This window comes from Mesorhizobium sp. SEMIA396, assembly GCF_024518615.1.
Taxonomy (GTDB): Bacteria; Pseudomonadota; Alphaproteobacteria; order Rhizobiales; family Rhizobiaceae; genus Mesorhizobium.
In genome coordinates this window covers 220,288-235,589 of sequence record NZ_JANIFC010000006.1, presented here as the reverse complement: position 1 = coordinate 235,589, position 15,302 = coordinate 220,288, and the positions used below count along the sequence as shown (strand labels likewise).

At 63.1% G+C, this 15,302-nt stretch carries 14 protein-coding genes; 12 read left to right on the top strand and 2 right to left on the bottom strand.

Annotated features, from left to right (window positions below; translation table 11 throughout):
• Window positions 1–49 precede the first annotated feature (49 nt).
• The gene (locus tag NP503_RS16845; RefSeq protein WP_013528842.1) at window positions 50–211 is read right to left on the bottom strand and encodes a DUF1328 family protein; all 162 of its coding nucleotides are present in this window, start codon (window positions 209–211) and stop codon (window positions 50–52) included.
• Window positions 212–294: 83 nt separating this feature from the next.
• On the bottom strand, window positions 295–1,314 hold the full coding sequence (locus NP503_RS16840; RefSeq protein WP_127268402.1) for an MBL fold metallo-hydrolase: 1,020 nt from the start codon (window positions 1,312–1,314) through the stop codon (window positions 295–297).
• A 262-nt stretch (window positions 1,315–1,576) separates the two neighbouring features.
• Here NP503_RS16840 and NP503_RS16835 point away from each other — a divergent pair, with 262 nt between their 5' ends.
• The 12 genes from NP503_RS16835 (at window position 1,577) to lpdA (ending at window position 15,276) form a co-directional block, all read left to right on the top strand.
• On the top strand, window positions 1,577–2,116 hold the full coding sequence (locus NP503_RS16835) for a protease inhibitor Inh/omp19 family protein (RefSeq protein WP_023811288.1): 540 nt from the start codon (window positions 1,577–1,579) through the stop codon (window positions 2,114–2,116).
• Between the two features lie 53 nt (window positions 2,117–2,169).
• Complete coding sequence (gene zapE, locus NP503_RS16830) at window positions 2,170–3,369, top strand: cell division protein ZapE (RefSeq protein WP_127268404.1); 1,200 nt, start codon at window positions 2,170–2,172, stop codon at window positions 3,367–3,369.
• Window positions 3,370–3,764: 395 nt separating this feature from the next.
• Complete coding sequence (gene mdh, locus NP503_RS16825; RefSeq protein ID WP_013528846.1) at window positions 3,765–4,733, top strand: malate dehydrogenase; 969 nt, start codon at window positions 3,765–3,767, stop codon at window positions 4,731–4,733.
• A gap of 43 nt (window positions 4,734–4,776) precedes the next feature.
• Window positions 4,777–5,970, top strand: coding sequence for an ADP-forming succinate--CoA ligase subunit beta (sucC, locus tag NP503_RS16820; RefSeq protein WP_024504973.1), 1,194 nt, complete (start codon window positions 4,777–4,779; stop codon window positions 5,968–5,970).
• Between the two features lie 4 nt (window positions 5,971–5,974).
• Entirely contained in the window at window positions 5,975–6,346 is a 372-nt protein-coding gene (locus NP503_RS16815; protein WP_127267774.1) for a cupin domain-containing protein, read from the top strand.
• 41 nt (window positions 6,347–6,387) lie between these two features.
• Window positions 6,388–7,290, top strand: coding sequence for a succinate--CoA ligase subunit alpha (sucD, locus tag NP503_RS16810; protein WP_063173365.1), 903 nt, complete (start codon window positions 6,388–6,390; stop codon window positions 7,288–7,290).
• A gap of 119 nt (window positions 7,291–7,409) precedes the next feature.
• Complete coding sequence (locus NP503_RS16805) at window positions 7,410–10,397, top strand: 2-oxoglutarate dehydrogenase E1 component (protein ID WP_127267775.1); 2,988 nt, start codon at window positions 7,410–7,412, stop codon at window positions 10,395–10,397.
• Window positions 10,398–10,444: 47 nt separating this feature from the next.
• The gene (gene odhB / locus NP503_RS16800) at window positions 10,445–11,725 is read left to right on the top strand and encodes a 2-oxoglutarate dehydrogenase complex dihydrolipoyllysine-residue succinyltransferase (RefSeq protein ID WP_127267776.1); all 1,281 of its coding nucleotides are present in this window, start codon (window positions 10,445–10,447) and stop codon (window positions 11,723–11,725) included.
• 95 nt (window positions 11,726–11,820) lie between these two features.
• Window positions 11,821–12,519 carry a DUF4241 domain-containing protein gene (locus NP503_RS16795; RefSeq protein ID WP_164748784.1) on the top strand — a complete coding sequence of 233 codons (699 nt, stop codon included), beginning with the start codon at window positions 11,821–11,823 and terminating at the stop codon, window positions 12,517–12,519.
• 51 nt (window positions 12,520–12,570) lie between these two features.
• Window positions 12,571–13,038, top strand: a complete 468-nt coding sequence (locus NP503_RS16790; RefSeq protein WP_236382951.1) for a hypothetical protein — start codon at window positions 12,571–12,573, stop codon at window positions 13,036–13,038.
• Entirely contained in the window at window positions 13,035–13,790 is a 756-nt protein-coding gene (locus NP503_RS16785; protein ID WP_127267778.1) for an SDR family oxidoreductase, read from the top strand. Before NP503_RS16790 ends, NP503_RS16785 begins: the two co-directional genes overlap by 4 nt.
• Window positions 13,791–13,845: 55 nt before the next feature.
• Entirely contained in the window at window positions 13,846–15,276 is a 1,431-nt protein-coding gene (gene lpdA, locus NP503_RS16780) for a dihydrolipoyl dehydrogenase (protein ID WP_329608532.1), read from the top strand.
• Window positions 15,277–15,302 lie beyond the last annotated feature (26 nt).

Sequence of the window (15,302 nt, the reverse complement as noted above, 5' to 3'; positions counted from 1 at the left end):
GCAGGAATTACCAGTGCGCAGCCGCTTGGTCACGGCGAAAGCGCCGGACTCACGTGACGGCGAAAATGCCCAGCACCACCAGCAGGAAGATGATCAGAACGATGCCGATAAGGATCCGCGCGCCGGTGGCGGCGGCACCTGCCAGCGCCGGCATGCCGAGCAGGCTGGCTGCGGCGGCGACGATCAGGAGAATGATGATCCATTTGAGCATGGCAATGCCTCGCAAACCGACAGATTTTTCAACCACTTGAAAACGCGGTTGCCGCGCTGGGGTTCCGTCGAAACCGATGCGGATCAGGGCGCTATGTGCTCCGGCACATCCCAGACCTCGCCCGGCCGCAAGGCGCGAAAGCGCTCGCGCGGGATGCCTTGATCGTCAAGCGCCTCGGTCAATTTGCGCGCAGGCTCGTCGATCGGCTCGTCGGTGAGCTGGAAGGTGCCCCAATGACAGCCGGCGGCATGGGCGGCATTGCACAGCGTCATGCCTTGCACCGCCTCCTCCGGATTCTGGTGCTGCGGCGCCATGAACCAGCGCGGCTCATAGGCGCCGATCGGCAGGATGGCGAAGCGGAAACCGCCATGTTTCTCAGCCATCAGCCGGTAGTTGATGCCATTGTGAAAGCCGGTATCGCCGGCGAAATAGAGCTTGCTGTCAGGCGTTTCGACGACGAAGCCGGCCCACAGCGCCATGCGCCGGTCGCGGGCGCCACGCGCCGACCAGTGATGCACCGGCTCGACATGGACGGCGGCGCCATCGCCGATCCCGACCCTGTCGCCCCAGTCATGCGCCGACAGTCGCATGCCGGGCACGGCGGCTTCGATGATGGCGTCGTTCCCGAGCGGAGTGAGCACCAGCGGGTCGTGGCCGGCCTTCAGCCGCTTCAACGTGGCGAGGTCGAGATGGTCGTAATGGTTGTGGCTGACCAGCACGAGGTCGATCGGCGGCAGGTCGGCAAAGGCGATGCCTGGCGCATTGATGCGTTTTGGTCCGGCGAAGGAAAGCGGCGACGCGCGCAGCGACCACACCGGATCGGTAAGAATGTTCAGACCGGCCGTCTGGACCAGCAAGGTGGAATGACCAACCATGGTCACTTCCAGCGCGGCGCCCTCGACCCGAGCCGTCGGTTTCGCCTGCGGAAAGGGGCTTGCATCGCTCGCCGGCCATTTCGAGCGCTGGCCATTCAACTGCCATTTCAGCAGGTCGGCGAAACGGCCGGGTGGCCGGCCGTCGGGATTGAAGAACAATGCGCCGTCGAAATGGTCGCTGGGCGGGCCGCTGTAATAGCGATTGGCGGCAGTCTTTCTCGCGGCCAATTTGCGGCTCCAGCAGGGTTTCGTTTTCCAGACATAGGCGCTAAGGCGGTTCGCGCAAGCGTCCACCGACGAAGTGTTGACCGGAATTCCCAAGCGACGCGCGACAAACGGTCAGCCGTCGCGATTGCGATAAATTTGCAACAATTCTTGCTGCAAACTGTATTTTAACCATATCGGGTTGAAATTTCGCCACCTTCTCCATCTTGGTGGGGGTGAGATTGTGCGGACGGCTTCCCCCCAGCCGGATCCGACGGAGGTTGGAATGACTTTTTCGAAAACCGGTCTGGTGGCCGTATCGCTGGCGGCGCTCGTTGCGAGTGGCTGTTCGACCTCACGTTTTTCCTCGATGGATGACCAGCAGCCGGCACCGCTGGAGGCCGCGCCCGCCGGCAAGGTGACGGCGAACCAACTGCCGCCGCCGGCATCGCCCGGCACCACCGACCCTTCGCAATTCCCGACCGCGCCGGCGAACACCCAGGTCGCCGCGCTGCCTTCGGACGGCTCGGCGCCGGCCGGCGCTTCGGACGTGACCGCCGCCAGCGTCGCCGGTGTCTGGAACGCCAGCGTTGCGGGCCAGAGCTGCAAGGTGGCGACACCGCAGACCAAATTCGGCGCCGGCTTCCGCGCCGGGCCGCTGCATTGCCCGGCGCCGATGGACGGCATCAAGTCGTGGAACGTCGCCGGCAAACAGCTGACGCTCTATGACGAGAGCGGCGGTGCGCTGGCGCGGCTCTATTCCTCGGGCGGCTCGAAATTCGACGGCCAGACTTCCAACGGCCAGCCGATTTCGCTTACGAGATAGTTTTTGTTTTACGCAATTCCGGTTCCCGGAATTGCTCCAGAACGACGTGACCGATGCATCTGCGTGACGGCCTCCAGACCCATGCGACCGTCAGGCAGCGCTACGACCATCTGGTGGAAACCGGTACGATCGACCGCGATCCGGCGCAGGAACGGATCGTTGCGGCACTCGACCGGCTGACCGATGAGATTTCGGCCAAGCGGCTGGCGCATAAGTCGAGCGCGCTGGGCTGGCTGTTCGCCCGCAAGCGCGAGACGGATGAGGCCGTCAAAGGCCTCTACATCCATGGCGGCGTCGGTCGCGGCAAGACCATGCTGATGGACATGTTCTTCGACTTGCTGCCGGTGCGGCGCAAGCGCCGCGTCCACTTCAACGACTTCATGGCCGACGTGCAGGACCGTATCCAGAAGCACCGGCAGGCGCGCAAGAATGGCGACGTCAGGGAAGACGATCCGATCCCGCCGGTGGCCAAGGCCCTTGCCGAGCAAGCCTGGGTGCTGTGCTTCGACGAGTTCTCGGTCACCGACATTGCCGACGCGATGATCCTGTCCAGGTTGTTTTCGGCGCTGTTTGCCAGCGGCGTGGTGCTGGTCGCCACCTCGAATGTGGCGCCGGAAAACCTCTACAGCGACGGGCTGAACCGCCAGCTTTTCCTGCCCTTTATCGGCATACTGGAGCGGCACACACAGGTGCTGGCGCTCGATGCCGACAAAGACTACCGGCTGGAAAAGCTCGCCCGGACACCGGTCTATGTCACGCCGGCCGATGCGGCGGCGGACCAGCTACTCGACGAGGCCTGGCAAGCCATGACGCGGGGCGCGCCGACCGCCGAGACATCGATTGCCCTCAAAGGACGGCAGGTGATCGTGCCGCGCGCGGCGGGCGATGCGGCGCGGTTCTCCTTTGCCGATCTCTGCGAAAAGCCGCTTGGCGCGCGCGATTTCCTGGCGATCGCCGGTCGCTTCTCAACCATTTTTATCGACCATGTCCCGGTGCTCGGCGAAGGCAAGCGCAACGAGGCCAAGCGCTTCATCCTTCTGATCGACACGCTCTACGACCATCATGTGCGGCTGGTGATGAGCGCCGATGCGCCGCCGCAAGCGCTTTATGCAGCCAAGCGCGGCGTCGAAGTCTTCGAGTTCGAGCGCACCGCATCGCGGCTGATCGAGATGCAAAGCCGCGACTGGCTGGAGGATTGGGCGGCGCGGCAGAAGGGGAAGCCGGCGCCAGGGGCACAGCAGGCGCAGGCCTGAATTTCCAGAGAATCCGTCGGTAGCAATCCTTCGTGTCCCCTCCCTCGGCAGGACAGAGGGGGGGCGCTGTCCCGCCGACGTCTACAACTCGAACCTCCTCGGTTACCCGCATCACAAGGGTGTCATCGCCCGCATTCGGCCTTACGATTTCCGTCTTCATCGGTTATTTCTTCCAAAGTCGGCTTACAAACTTTGACGTTTACGTAAATCCCAAGTGATCTAACCGATTGAAAATACTGACACCAAAATAATCGTTTGAATTTTTTCCGTGCCGGGGCTATTGGGTGCGGCGAAAATTCGCGGTTCCCCGCAGCATTCCGGCCTCTTCTTCGACGCCGCCATCAAGTCACCAGAGATTTGAGACGTCGTCACCGACAAAGGGAAAACATCCTCACATGGCACGCAACAAGATAGCGCTTATCGGCTCTGGCATGATCGGCGGCACGCTCGCTCACATGATCGGCCTCAAGGACCTCGGCGACGTGGTGCTGTTCGATATTGCCGAAGGTATCCCGCAGGGCAAGGGGCTCGATATCGCGCAGTCGTCGCCGGTCGATGGCTTCGACTCCAGGCTCACCGGCATCAACGACTATGCCGGCATCGAAGGCGCCGATGTCTGCATCGTCACCGCCGGCGTGCCGCGCAAGCCCGGCATGAGCCGCGACGACCTTTTGGGCATCAATCTCAAGGTCATGGAACAGGTGGGCGCCGGGCTGAAGAAGTATGCGCCGAAGGCCTTCGTCATCTGCATCACAAACCCGCTCGACGCCATGGTCTGGGCGCTGCAGAAGTTCTCAGGACTGCCCAACAGCCATGTCGTCGGCATGGCCGGCGTGCTCGACAGCGCGCGCTTCCGCTATTTCCTGGCGGAGGAATTCAAGGTCTCGGTCGAGGACGTCACCGCGTTCGTGCTCGGCGGCCACGGCGATTCCATGGTGCCGATGATCCGCTATTCGACGGTATCGGGCATTCCGCTGCCCGATCTCATCAAGATGGGCTGGACCTCGAAGGAAAAGCTCGACCAGATCGTGCAGCGCACCCGCGACGGCGGCGCCGAGATCGTCGGCCTGCTCAAGACCGGTTCGGCCTATTACGCGCCGGCCGCTTCGGCGATCTCGATGGCCGAAGCCTATCTCAAGGACAAGAAGCGCGTGCTGCCCTGCGCGGCGTATCTCTCCGGCCAGTATGGCGTCAAGAACACCTATGTCGGCGTTCCCGTGGTGATCGGCGCCGGCGGCGTCGAGCGTATCATCGAGATCGAGCTCAACAAGAGCGAGCAGAAGATGTTCGACTCCTCGGTGGCGACGGTGCAGGGTCTGACCGAGGCCTGCGTCAAGATCGCGCCGCAACTCGCCTCCAAATGAATCTCCAGCAAGTGAACCCCCAGTCGATCCGGAGACCTTCCAGATGAACATCCATGAGTATCAGGGCAAGGCGCTGCTGAAGAGCTTTGGCGCGCCCGTGGCCGAAGGCGTGCCGGTGTTCAAGGCGAGCGAAGCGGAAGCCGCCGCCAAGGCGCTGCCGGGCCCGCTTTATGTGGTGAAGAGCCAGATCCATGCCGGCGGCCGCGGCAAGGGCAAATTCACCGAACTCGGCCCGGACGCCAAGGGCGGCGTGCGGCTGGCGAAATCGGTGGCCGACGTCGTCGCCAACGCCAACGAGATGCTGGGCAACACACTGGTGACCAAGCAGACCGGCCCGGCCGGCAAGCAGGTCAACCGCCTCTATATCGAGGACGGCGCTGACATCGAACGCGAGCTCTATCTGTCGATCCTGGTCGACCGTTCGGTCGGCCGCATCGCCTTCGTCGTCTCGACCGAGGGCGGCATGGACATCGAAGCGGTCGCGCATGACACGCCGGAGAAGATCATCACTGTCGCCATCGATCCGGAAAAAGGCGTCACATCGGCCGACCTGAAGGCGCTCAACGGTGCGCTGAAGCTCGACGGCGATGCTGCCAAGGACGGCGATACGCTGTTCCCGATCCTCTACAAAGCCTTCGTCGAAAAGGACATGAGCCTGCTCGAGGTCAACCCGCTGATCGTCATGAAGAACGGCCGGCTGCGCGTGCTCGACGCGAAAGTGTCGTTCGACAACAACGCGCTGTTCCGCCACCCTGACGTGCTCGAACTGCGCGACACCACCGAAGAGGACGAGAAGGAGATCGAGGCGTCGAAATACGACCTCGCCTATGTCGCGCTCGACGGCAATATCGGCTGCATGGTCAACGGCGCCGGCCTCGCCATGGCGACGATGGACATCATCAAGCTCTATGGTGCCGAGCCCGCCAACTTCCTCGATGTCGGTGGCGGCGCATCCAAGGAAAAAGTCACGGCGGCGTTCAAGATCATCACCCGGGATCCGGCGGTCAAGGGTATCCTGATCAACATCTTCGGCGGCATCATGAAGTGCGACATCATTGCCGAGGGCGTCATTGCCGCGGTCAAGGAAGTCGGACTGGAAGTGCCGCTGGTGGTGCGTCTGGAGGGCACCAATGCCGAGCTCGGCAAGAAGATCATCAACGACAGCGGCCTCAACGTCGTGTCGGCCGACGATCTCGACGATGCAGCCAAGAAGATCGTGGCGGCGGTAAAGGGCTGAGCGGATGCCTCCGCGCAAGATAAACTTGGTCGAGGCGGCGGATCAAAAGATCAAGAAGGTCTTCGATCCGCATATCGCCGGCGACGTCAACGACAGCCAGGCGAAGGTCGCCAAGTTCGGCGAGGTCTTCGATTGGCACGCGCATGACAATGAGGACGAAGCCTTCCTCGTGCTGCGCGGGCGCATCGCCATCGATTTCCGCGACGGTCCGGTCGAACTCGGCGAGGGCGACTTCATCGTCGTGCCGCGCGGTGTCGAGCACCGGCCGCGTTCGCTCACCGCGGAACCGGTCGTGCTGATGTTCGAGCCGGCGACGACGCTCAACACCGGCAATGCCAAGAGCGACCTCACGGTCGCTGACCTGAAGCGGCTCTGACCATGTTTTCCTCGATCAACGGTTTTTAGAAAAGGGCTCCCATGTCCATCCTCGTCGACAAGAACACCAAGGTGCTGGTGCAGGGCCTGACCGGCAAGACCGGTACGTTCCACACCGAGCAGGCGCTGGCTTATCACGGCACGAAAATGGTCGGCGGCATCCATCCCAAGAAGGGTGGCGAGACGTGGACCGGCGCCAAGGGTGAAAGCCTGCCGATCTTCGCCACCGTCGCCGAGGGCAAGGAAAAGACCGGCGCCAACGCTTCGGTCGTCTATGTGCCGCCGGCGGGTGCCGCCGAAGCCATCCTCGAAGCGATCGAGGCCGAGATCCCGCTGATCATCTGCATCACCGAAGGCATACCGGTGATGGACATGATCAGGGTCAAGGCCAGGCTCGACCGCTCGACCTCGCGGCTGATCGGGCCGAACTGCCCGGGCGTGCTCACGCCCAACGAATGCAAGATCGGCATCATGCCCGGAAACATCTTCCGCAAGGGCTCGGTCGGCGTTGTTTCGCGGTCGGGAACGCTTACCTATGAGGCAGTGTTCCAGACCACCAATGTCGGCCTCGGCCAGACCACCGCCGTCGGCATCGGCGGCGACCCCGTCAAGGGCACCGAGTTCATCGACGTGCTCGAGATGTTCCTCGCCGACGAGGAGACCAAGTCGATCATCATGATCGGCGAGATCGGCGGTTCGGCCGAGGAAGACGCCGCGCAGTTCCTCAAGGACGAAGCCAAGCGTGGCCGCAAGAAACCGATGGCCGGCTTCATCGCCGGGCGCACGGCGCCGGCCGGCCGCACCATGGGCCACGCCGGCGCGGTCATCTCCGGCGGCAAGGGCGGCGCCGAAGACAAGATCGCGGCGATGGAATCGGCCGGCATCAAGGTATCGCCCTCGCCGGCAAGGCTGGGCACGACACTGGTCGAGGCGATCAAAGGTTAAGGGAATAGGGGAGTAGGGCAGTAGGGAAAATAGCAGCGGCAAAAAGCGCTACTCCCCTATTCCCTTATTCCCCTACTCCCTCCAAAAACAGGAGACGGAGCCGGGCTCCGCGGACAAAAATGGCAAGACAAGATCAGGCCAACGACCAATTTTCGCTCACCTCTTTCCTTTACGGCGGCAACGCCGATTACATCGATGCGCTCTATGCCGCCTATGAAGACGATCCAGCCTCGGTCAATCCCGAATGGCAGGAGTTCTTTGCCGGGCTGAAGGACGATGCCGGCGATGTGCGCAGGAATGCCAAGGGTGCCTCATGGGCCAAGCCCTCCTGGCCGCTGCAGGCCAATGGCGAACTGGTGTCGGCGCTCGACGGCAATTGGGGTATCGTCGAGAAGACGATCGAAAAGAAAGTCAAGGACAAGGCGGTCACCAACGGCGTCGTCCTGTCCGACGCCGACGTGCATCAGGCGACGCGCGATTCGGTGCGCGCCATCATGATGATCCGCGCCTACCGCATGCGCGGCCATCTGCATGCCAATCTCGACCCGCTCGGCATCGCCAAACCGCTCGAGGACTACAACGAGCTGTCGCCGGAAAATTACGGCTTCACCGCTGCCGACTATGACCGGCCGATCTTCCTCGACAATGTGCTCGGGCTCGAATTCGGCACCATCCGGCAGATGCTGGAAATCCTGACGCGCACCTATTGCTCGACGCTCGGCGTCGAGTTCATGCATATTTCCGACCCCGAGGAAAAGGCCTGGATCCAGGCCCGCATCGAAGGTGCCGACAAGGAGATCACCTTCACCGCCACCGGCAAGAAGGCGATCCTGCAGAAGCTGGTCGAGGCCGAAGGTTTTGAGCAGTTCATCGACGTCAAGTACAAGGGCACCAAGCGCTTCGGCCTCGATGGCAGTGAAGCGCTGATCCCGGCGCTGGAGCAGATCGTCAAGCGCGGCGGCCAGCTCGGCATGAAAGAGATCGTGCTCGGCATGGCGCATCGCGGAAGGCTGAACGTGCTTTCCCAGGTGATGGCCAAGCCGCACCGCGCCATCTTCCACGAGTTCAAGGGCGGCTCGGCCGCACCCGACGAGGTCGAGGGTTCGGGCGACGTCAAGTACCATCTCGGCGCCTCGTCGGACCGCGAGTTCGACGGCAACAAGGTGCATCTGTCCCTGACCGCCAATCCCTCGCATCTGGAAATCGTCGATCCGGTGGTGATGGGCAAGGCGCGCGCCAAGCAGGATTATCTGTTCGGCCGCAGCCGCGAGGAAATCGTGCCGCTGGAAGAGCGCGCCAAGGTGCTGCCGCTCTTGCTGCATGGCGATGCCGCCTTTGCCGGCCAGGGCGTGATCGCGGAAATCCTCGGCCTGTCCGGCCTGCGCGGCCACCGCGTCGCCGGCACGTTGCATTTCATCATCAACAACCAGATCGGCTTCACAACCAATCCGCGCTTCTCGCGCTCGTCGCCCTATCCGTCCGACGTCGCCAAGATGATCGAAGCGCCGATCTTCCACGTCAATGGCGACGATCCGGAAGCCGTGGTGCACGCCACCAAGGTGGCGATCGAATTCCGCATGAAGTTCCACAAGCCTGTTGTGGTCGACATGTTCTGCTACCGCCGCTTCGGCCACAATGAGGGCGACGAGCCGGCCTTCACCCAGCCGATCATGTACCGCAACATCCGCACCCACAAGACGACCGTGCAGATCTACGGCGACCGGCTGATCGCCGAGGGTCACCTCACCCAGGCCGAGCTCGACCAGCTCAAGGCCGACTGGCGAGCGCATCTGGAATCCGAGTGGGAAGTCGGCCAGCACTACAAGCCCAACAAGGCCGATTGGCTCGACGGCGCCTGGTCTGGCCTGCGCACGGCCGACAACCAGGACGAACAAAGGCGCGGCAAGACCGCCGTGCCGGTCAAGACGCTGAAGGAAATCGGCAAGAAGCTGACCGAGGTGCCGAAGGATTTCGAGGCGCACAAGACGATCATCCGCTTCCTCGAAAACCGCCGCCAGGCGATCGAGTCGGGCGAAGGCATCGACTGGTCGACGGCCGAGGCGCTGGCCTTCGGCGCCATCCTGCTCGACGGCAATCCGATCCGCCTGTCGGGGCAGGATTCCGAACGCGGCACCTTCTCGCAGCGCCATTCCGTGCTCTACGACCAGCGCGACGAGACCCGCTATATCCCGCTCAACAATCTGTCTGCCGCTCAAGCCGGCTACGAAGTCATCAACTCGATGCTGTCGGAAGAGGCGGTGCTGGGCTTCGAATATGGCTACAGCCTTGCCGAGCCGAAGGCGCTGACCTTGTGGGAAGCGCAGTTCGGCGATTTCGCCAACGGTGCCCAGGTGGTGTTCGACCAGTTCATCTCTTCGGGTGAACGCAAGTGGCTCAGAATGTCGGGCCTCGTCTGCCTGCTGCCGCATGGCTATGAAGGCCAGGGTCCGGAACATTCTTCGGCCCGGCTCGAACGCTTCCTGCAGCTTTGCGCCGAAGATAACATGCAAGTGGCCAACTGTACGACGCCGGCCAACTACTTCCACATATTGCGCCGGCAGCTGAAGCGCGACTTCCGTAAGCCGCTGATCCTGATGACGCCGAAGTCGCTGCTGCGCCATAAGCGGGCGGTGTCGACGCTGCCGGAAATTTCGGGCGAAAGCTCGTTCCACCGATTGCTGTGGGACGATGCGCAGCTGCTTTCCGGCCAGGCGATCAAGCTGACCAAGGATTCGAAGATCCGCCGCGTCGTGCTGTGTTCGGGCAAGGTCTATTACGACCTCTACGAGGAGCGCGAGAAGCGCGGCATCAACGACATCTATCTGCTGCGCGTCGAGCAGCTTTATCCGTTCCCGGCCAAGGCGCTGATCACCGAACTGTCGCGTTTCCGCAATGCCGAGATGGTGTGGTGCCAGGAGGAGCCCAAGAACATGGGCGCATGGTCGTTCATCGACCCCTATCTGGAATGGGTGCTGGCGCATATCGATGCCAAGCATCAGCGGGTGCGCTACACCGGCCGTCCGGCCGCCGCCTCGCCGGCGACCGGACTGATGTCGAAGCATCTCGCCCAGCTCGCCGCCTTGCTCGAAGACGCGCTCGGCGAATAGAGAAGATCTGGGCGAATAACAGAACCGAAAGAAAACGGACAGGCACAATGGCTACCGAAATCCGCGTTCCCACTCTCGGCGAATCCGTCACCGAAGCGACCATCGGCAAATGGTTCAAGAAGGTCGGCGACGCGATCGTCGCCGACGAGCCGCTGGTCGAGCTCGAGACCGACAAGGTGACGGTGGAGGTGCCTGCCGCCGCCGCTGGAACCTTAAGCGAAATCACCGCCAAGGAAGGCGAGACGGTCGGTGTCGGTGCGCTGCTCGGTTCGATTTCGGCAGGTGGCGCTGCCGCCGCGCCAGCGACCAAGCCGCAGGCGGTGTCGCAGGCCTCGTCGCCGGATGCGGCATCGACCGGCAAGCAAGCCGCGGCCGAGACCGCCAAGATCGCCGGCGATGCCGGCCCGGTCGAGCCGCGCACCATGCCACCGGCACCGGCCGCAGCGAAACTGATCGCCGAAAGCAATCTCTCGGTCGACCAGATCTCCGGTTCGGGAAAGCGTGGCCAGGTGCTGAAAGGCGACGTGCTCGACGTCATCTCCAAGGGTGCGCCGTCGCAGCCGGCGGAGACGCCGAAGGCGGCACCTGCACCGGTTGCCGTGCGCGCGCCGTCCTCGGGCGACGACGCTTCGCGCGAGGAGCGCGTGCGCATGACCAAGCTGCGCCAGACCATCGCGCGCCGCCTCAAGGAAGCGCAGTCGACCGCAGCCATGCTGACCACCTTCAACGAGGTCGACATGTCAGCGGTGATGGCACTGCGGACCAAGTACAAGGATGTGTTTGAAAAGAAGCACGGCGTGAAGCTCGGCTTCATGGGCTTCTTCACCAAGGCCGTGACACACGCGCTGAAGGAGATCCCCTCGGTCAATGCCGAGATCGACGCCACCGACATCATCTTCAAGAACTATGCCCATATCGGCGTCGCCGTCGGCACCGAAAAGGGCCTGGTTGTGCCGGTCGTGCGCAATGCCGACCAGATGTCGATCGCCGAGATCGAAAAGGACATCGGCCGGCTGGGCATCGCCGCGCGCGACGGCAAGCTGTCGGTCGCCGACATGCAAGGCGGGACGTTCACCATTTCCAACGGCGGCGTTTACGGGTCGCTGATGTCGACGCCGATCCTCAACGCACCGCAGTCGGGCATTCTGGGCATGCACAAGATCCAGGACCGGCCTGTGGTGGTCGGCGGCCAGATCGTGATCCGGCCGATGATGTACCTGGCGCTCAGCTACGATCACCGCATCGTCGACGGCAAGGAAGCGGTGACCTTCCTGGTCCGCGTCAAGGAAAGCCTGGAGGATCCGGAACGGCTGGTGCTCGATCTGTGAGCAAGGCCAACCGCCCCGTGAGCGGCTGGCTGGAACGGTTCGGGTTCAAACTGGGCCGGGCCGCGGGCGGCGCGCAGCGGACTTTTCGGCGCAGTATTTTCTGGCTTGGCTTGTCCACTGCTGTTCCTTCGCTGGCAATCGCCGCCGGATGGAATCCGGCAAAGGTGAGCAGCAACCTCGGCATCTTTGCCCTTAGTGACGTGCAATTGGCGGAGCGGAAGATAACCGTCACCCCGATCGGCCAACTCGAATTGCCGACGGGCGAGATTATGGCCTGCGATCCTCTGGTCACAGGCGATGACTGGCCAGCATTGAGCCGCAAGGTCAAACCTGGAAGTTATCCGGTTTCTCTGTTCGAGGCCCAGGGACGTGTGGCAGCAGCGTTCCTTCGGCTCCGCCCAGGCACGCCGGTCCGCTGGGAACTGGCGACCTTGCCAGACCAGGACGTGTCGACCCTGAAGGACGACGAAATGTTCGGCTACCCCGTCGAAGCCGGCCTTGGCTCTTTCATGGACAAGACGGCGATGGCGCTGATGTCGGCCGAACAGGACAAGCTCAAGGCCGACGAGAATTACTATGACGACGTGCTGGCCGCCGAATTCGCACCCAACCAGGACAGGTTCGTCATGCATCATCCGGTTGCCGGCAACCCGCTCAACATCGCGATGTTCTGGAGCGGCTGGGGTGATGGATTTTATCCGTCATTCTGGGGACTGGACGCAGCAGGCGAGCCGTTGTTGCTGCTGACCGATTTCGGCGTGCTGGAAAACGCCGATGGCCGCGAGAGCAAGTAGGTCGCGCTGATGCAAAGCGTCCTATCGCCCACTATCCGATGTGCAGCCGGGATGCTGGCCGTGTTGTTCACCGACTCTGCCGCAAATGCCGCCTGCCCGATAGAACTCGCCGTCTATGGCGACGCCCAGAGCGGCAGCGAAATCGATTTCACGCCGACCGGCACCTCGGCGACGGTCACCAATACGTTCCGCATGATCCTCGACAACAGTGTGGTGCTCAACGGCATCGTCATGTGGAACGAGGGCGTGTCGCGGCCGAACGGCGCGCTGATGTACAAATGCCCCGAGGGCGACGTCACCGGCGAGGAGCTTGCCGCCTGCACGCCCTGGCATGGCGTCATCTACACGGCGGATGACAAGGGCAACATCGGGCTGCTGCCGGCCGAAGGTGTCGAAGCGCCGAAGACGCTGATCCTGCCGGATCTCGGGCCAGCGTTGCGCCAATCCAGTGCCTATGGCGGCAGCGGGTTTTCGAAAGTGCCGGGGGATGTGTTTGCCTTGAAGGGATGCCAGGAATGAGCGGGACGCAAAAGGTGCTGCTGGTCACCGGCGGCAGCCGCGGCATCGGCGCGGCGATCTGCCGGTTTGGATCGAAGGCCGGCTACAGGGTCGCGGTCAACTACGCTGCGAATCAGGACGCCGCCGATGCACTGGTCGCGGAGATCGAGGCTGCCGGCGGCGAGGCTTTTGCGGTCAAGGGCGATGTCGGCAGCGAGGCCGATATCGTGGCCATGTTCGAGGCCGTCGACCACGCCTATGGACGGCTCGATGCCTTCGTCAACAATGCCGGCATCGTCGACGTCAAGGCGCGCGTCGACGAGATGGACGTTTCGCGGCTGGAGCGCATGATGCGCGTCAATGTCGTCGGCTCGTTCCTCTGCGCCCGTGAGGCGGTCAAGCGCATGTCGACCCGCCATGGCGGGTCGGGCGGGTCCATAGTCAACATCTCGTCGGCGGCAGCGACATTGGGCTCGCCGGGCGAGTATGTCGATTATGCCGCCTCCAAGGGCGCCATCGACACCTTCACCATCGGGCTCGCCCGCGAGGTGGCGCTGGAAGGCATCCGCGTCAATGCGGTGCGCCCTGGCATCATCGACACGGATATCCACGCTTCCGGCGGGCAGCCGGACAGGGTGGAGCGGTTCCGCGACCTGCTGCCGATGAAAAGAGCCGGTACAGTGGCTGAAGTCGCCGGCGCGGTTCTCTATCTTCTCTCCGACGCCGCGTCCTATACGACAGGCGCGATCCTGAATGTAAGCGGCGGCCGCTGAGCGCTCTCAAGCAGATCGAGCAGGATGTTATCCGAAAACCGCGTCACACGGCATCATGCTCAAACAGAAGGACAGTATCATGGCTTATGACGTCGTTATCATCGGATCGGGACCGGGCGGCTATGTCTGCGCCATCAAGGCGGCGCAGCTCGGGCTCAGGGTCGCGGTGGTCGAGAAGAACGCGACCTTCGGCGGTACCTGCCTCAACATCGGCTGCATCCCTTCCAAGGCGCTGCTCCATGCCTCCGAGATGTTCGCCGAGGCCGGTCACTCCTTCGACACGCTCGGCGTCGAGATATCGGCGCCGAAATTGAACCTGAAGAAGATGATGGCGCACAAGGATGCGACGGTGTCGTCGAACGTCAACGGCGTCGCCTTCCTGTTCAAGAAGAACAAGATCGACAGCTTTCGCGGCACTGGCAAGGTGGTCGCGGCAGGCAAGGTGTCGGTGACGGCTGAGGACGGCAAGGTCGAGGAGATCGAGACCAGGAACATCGTCATCGCCACCGGCTCGGATGTCGCCGGCATTCCCGGCGTCAAGGTCGACATCGACGAGAAGGTGATCGTGTCGTCGACCGGCGCTTTGTCGCTTGATAAGGTTCCCGGCCATCTGGTGGTGGTCGGCGGCGGTGTCATCGGGCTCGAGCTCGGCTCGGTGTGGGCACGGCTCGGCGCCAAGGTCACCGTGGTCGAATTCCTCGACACCATCCTGGGCGGCATGGACGGCGAGGTTTCCAAGCAGTTCCAGCGCTTGCTTTCAAAGCAGGGTTTCGAGTTCAAGCTCGGCGCCAAGGTCACCGGTGTCGCCAAGGCCAAGAAGGGTGCGACCGTCACCTTCGAGCCGGTCAAGGGCGGCGCCGCCGAGACGATCGAGGCCGATGCCGTGCTGATCGCCACCGGCCGCCGCGCCTATGCCGACAGTCTCGGCCTCGGGGAAGCCGGCGTCGAGGTCGACGAGCGCGGCCGGGTCAAGACCGATGGCCATCTCAAGACCAATGTCGCGGGCATCTATGCCATCGGCGATGTCATCGCCGGGCCGATGCTGGCGCACAAGGCCGAGGACGAGGGCGTGGCGGTGGCCGAAACCATTGCCGGCCAGGCCGGCCACGTGAACTATGACGTCATTCCGAGCGTCGTCTACACCAGCCCGGAAATCGCCTCGGTCGGCAAGACCGAGGAAGAGTTGAAGAAGGCCGGCATCGACTACAAGGCCGGAAAATTCCCGTTCAGCGCCAATGGCCGGGCGCGCGCCATGCTGCACACCGACGGTTTTGTGAAGATCCTCGCCGACAAGACGAGCGACCGCGTACTCGGCGTGCATATTGTCGGCTTCGGCGCAGGCGAGATGATCCACGAGGCGGCGGTGCTGATGGAATTCGGGGGCTCGTCTGAGGATCTCGCCCGCACCTGCCACGCGCATCCGACGATGTCGGAGGCGATCAAGGAGGCGGCGCTGGCAACGTTCTTCAAGCCGATCCACATCTAAAGGCACTATCCTCGGTCAAGCCCGAG

What these genes read in the sequence shown, in the direction of transcription:
- mdh (WP_013528846.1), top strand. Translation starts at nt 3,765, where the DNA reads ATGGCACGCAACAAGATAGCGCTTATCGGCTCTGGCATGATCGGCGGC.
- sucC (WP_024504973.1), top strand. Translation starts at nt 4,777, where the DNA reads ATGAACATCCATGAGTATCAGGGCAAGGCGCTGCTGAAGAGCTTTGGC.
- zapE (WP_127268404.1), top strand. Translation starts at nt 2,170, where the DNA reads ATGCATCTGCGTGACGGCCTCCAGACCCATGCGACCGTCAGGCAGCGC.
- NP503_RS16790 (WP_236382951.1), top strand. Translation starts at nt 12,571, where the DNA reads ATGCTGGCCGTGTTGTTCACCGACTCTGCCGCAAATGCCGCCTGCCCG.
- odhB (WP_127267776.1), top strand. Translation starts at nt 10,445, where the DNA reads ATGGCTACCGAAATCCGCGTTCCCACTCTCGGCGAATCCGTCACCGAA.
- lpdA (WP_329608532.1), top strand. Translation starts at nt 13,846, where the DNA reads ATGCTCAAACAGAAGGACAGTATCATGGCTTATGACGTCGTTATCATC.
- NP503_RS16785 (WP_127267778.1), top strand. Translation starts at nt 13,035, where the DNA reads ATGAGCGGGACGCAAAAGGTGCTGCTGGTCACCGGCGGCAGCCGCGGC.
- NP503_RS16805 (WP_127267775.1), top strand. Translation starts at nt 7,410, where the DNA reads ATGGCAAGACAAGATCAGGCCAACGACCAATTTTCGCTCACCTCTTTC.
- sucD (WP_063173365.1), top strand. Translation starts at nt 6,388, where the DNA reads ATGTCCATCCTCGTCGACAAGAACACCAAGGTGCTGGTGCAGGGCCTG.
- NP503_RS16845 (WP_013528842.1), bottom strand. Translation starts at nt 211, where the DNA reads ATGCTCAAATGGATCATCATTCTCCTGATCGTCGCCGCCGCAGCCAGC.
- NP503_RS16815 (WP_127267774.1), top strand. Translation starts at nt 5,975, where the DNA reads ATGCCTCCGCGCAAGATAAACTTGGTCGAGGCGGCGGATCAAAAGATC.
- NP503_RS16835 (WP_023811288.1), top strand. Translation starts at nt 1,577, where the DNA reads ATGACTTTTTCGAAAACCGGTCTGGTGGCCGTATCGCTGGCGGCGCTC.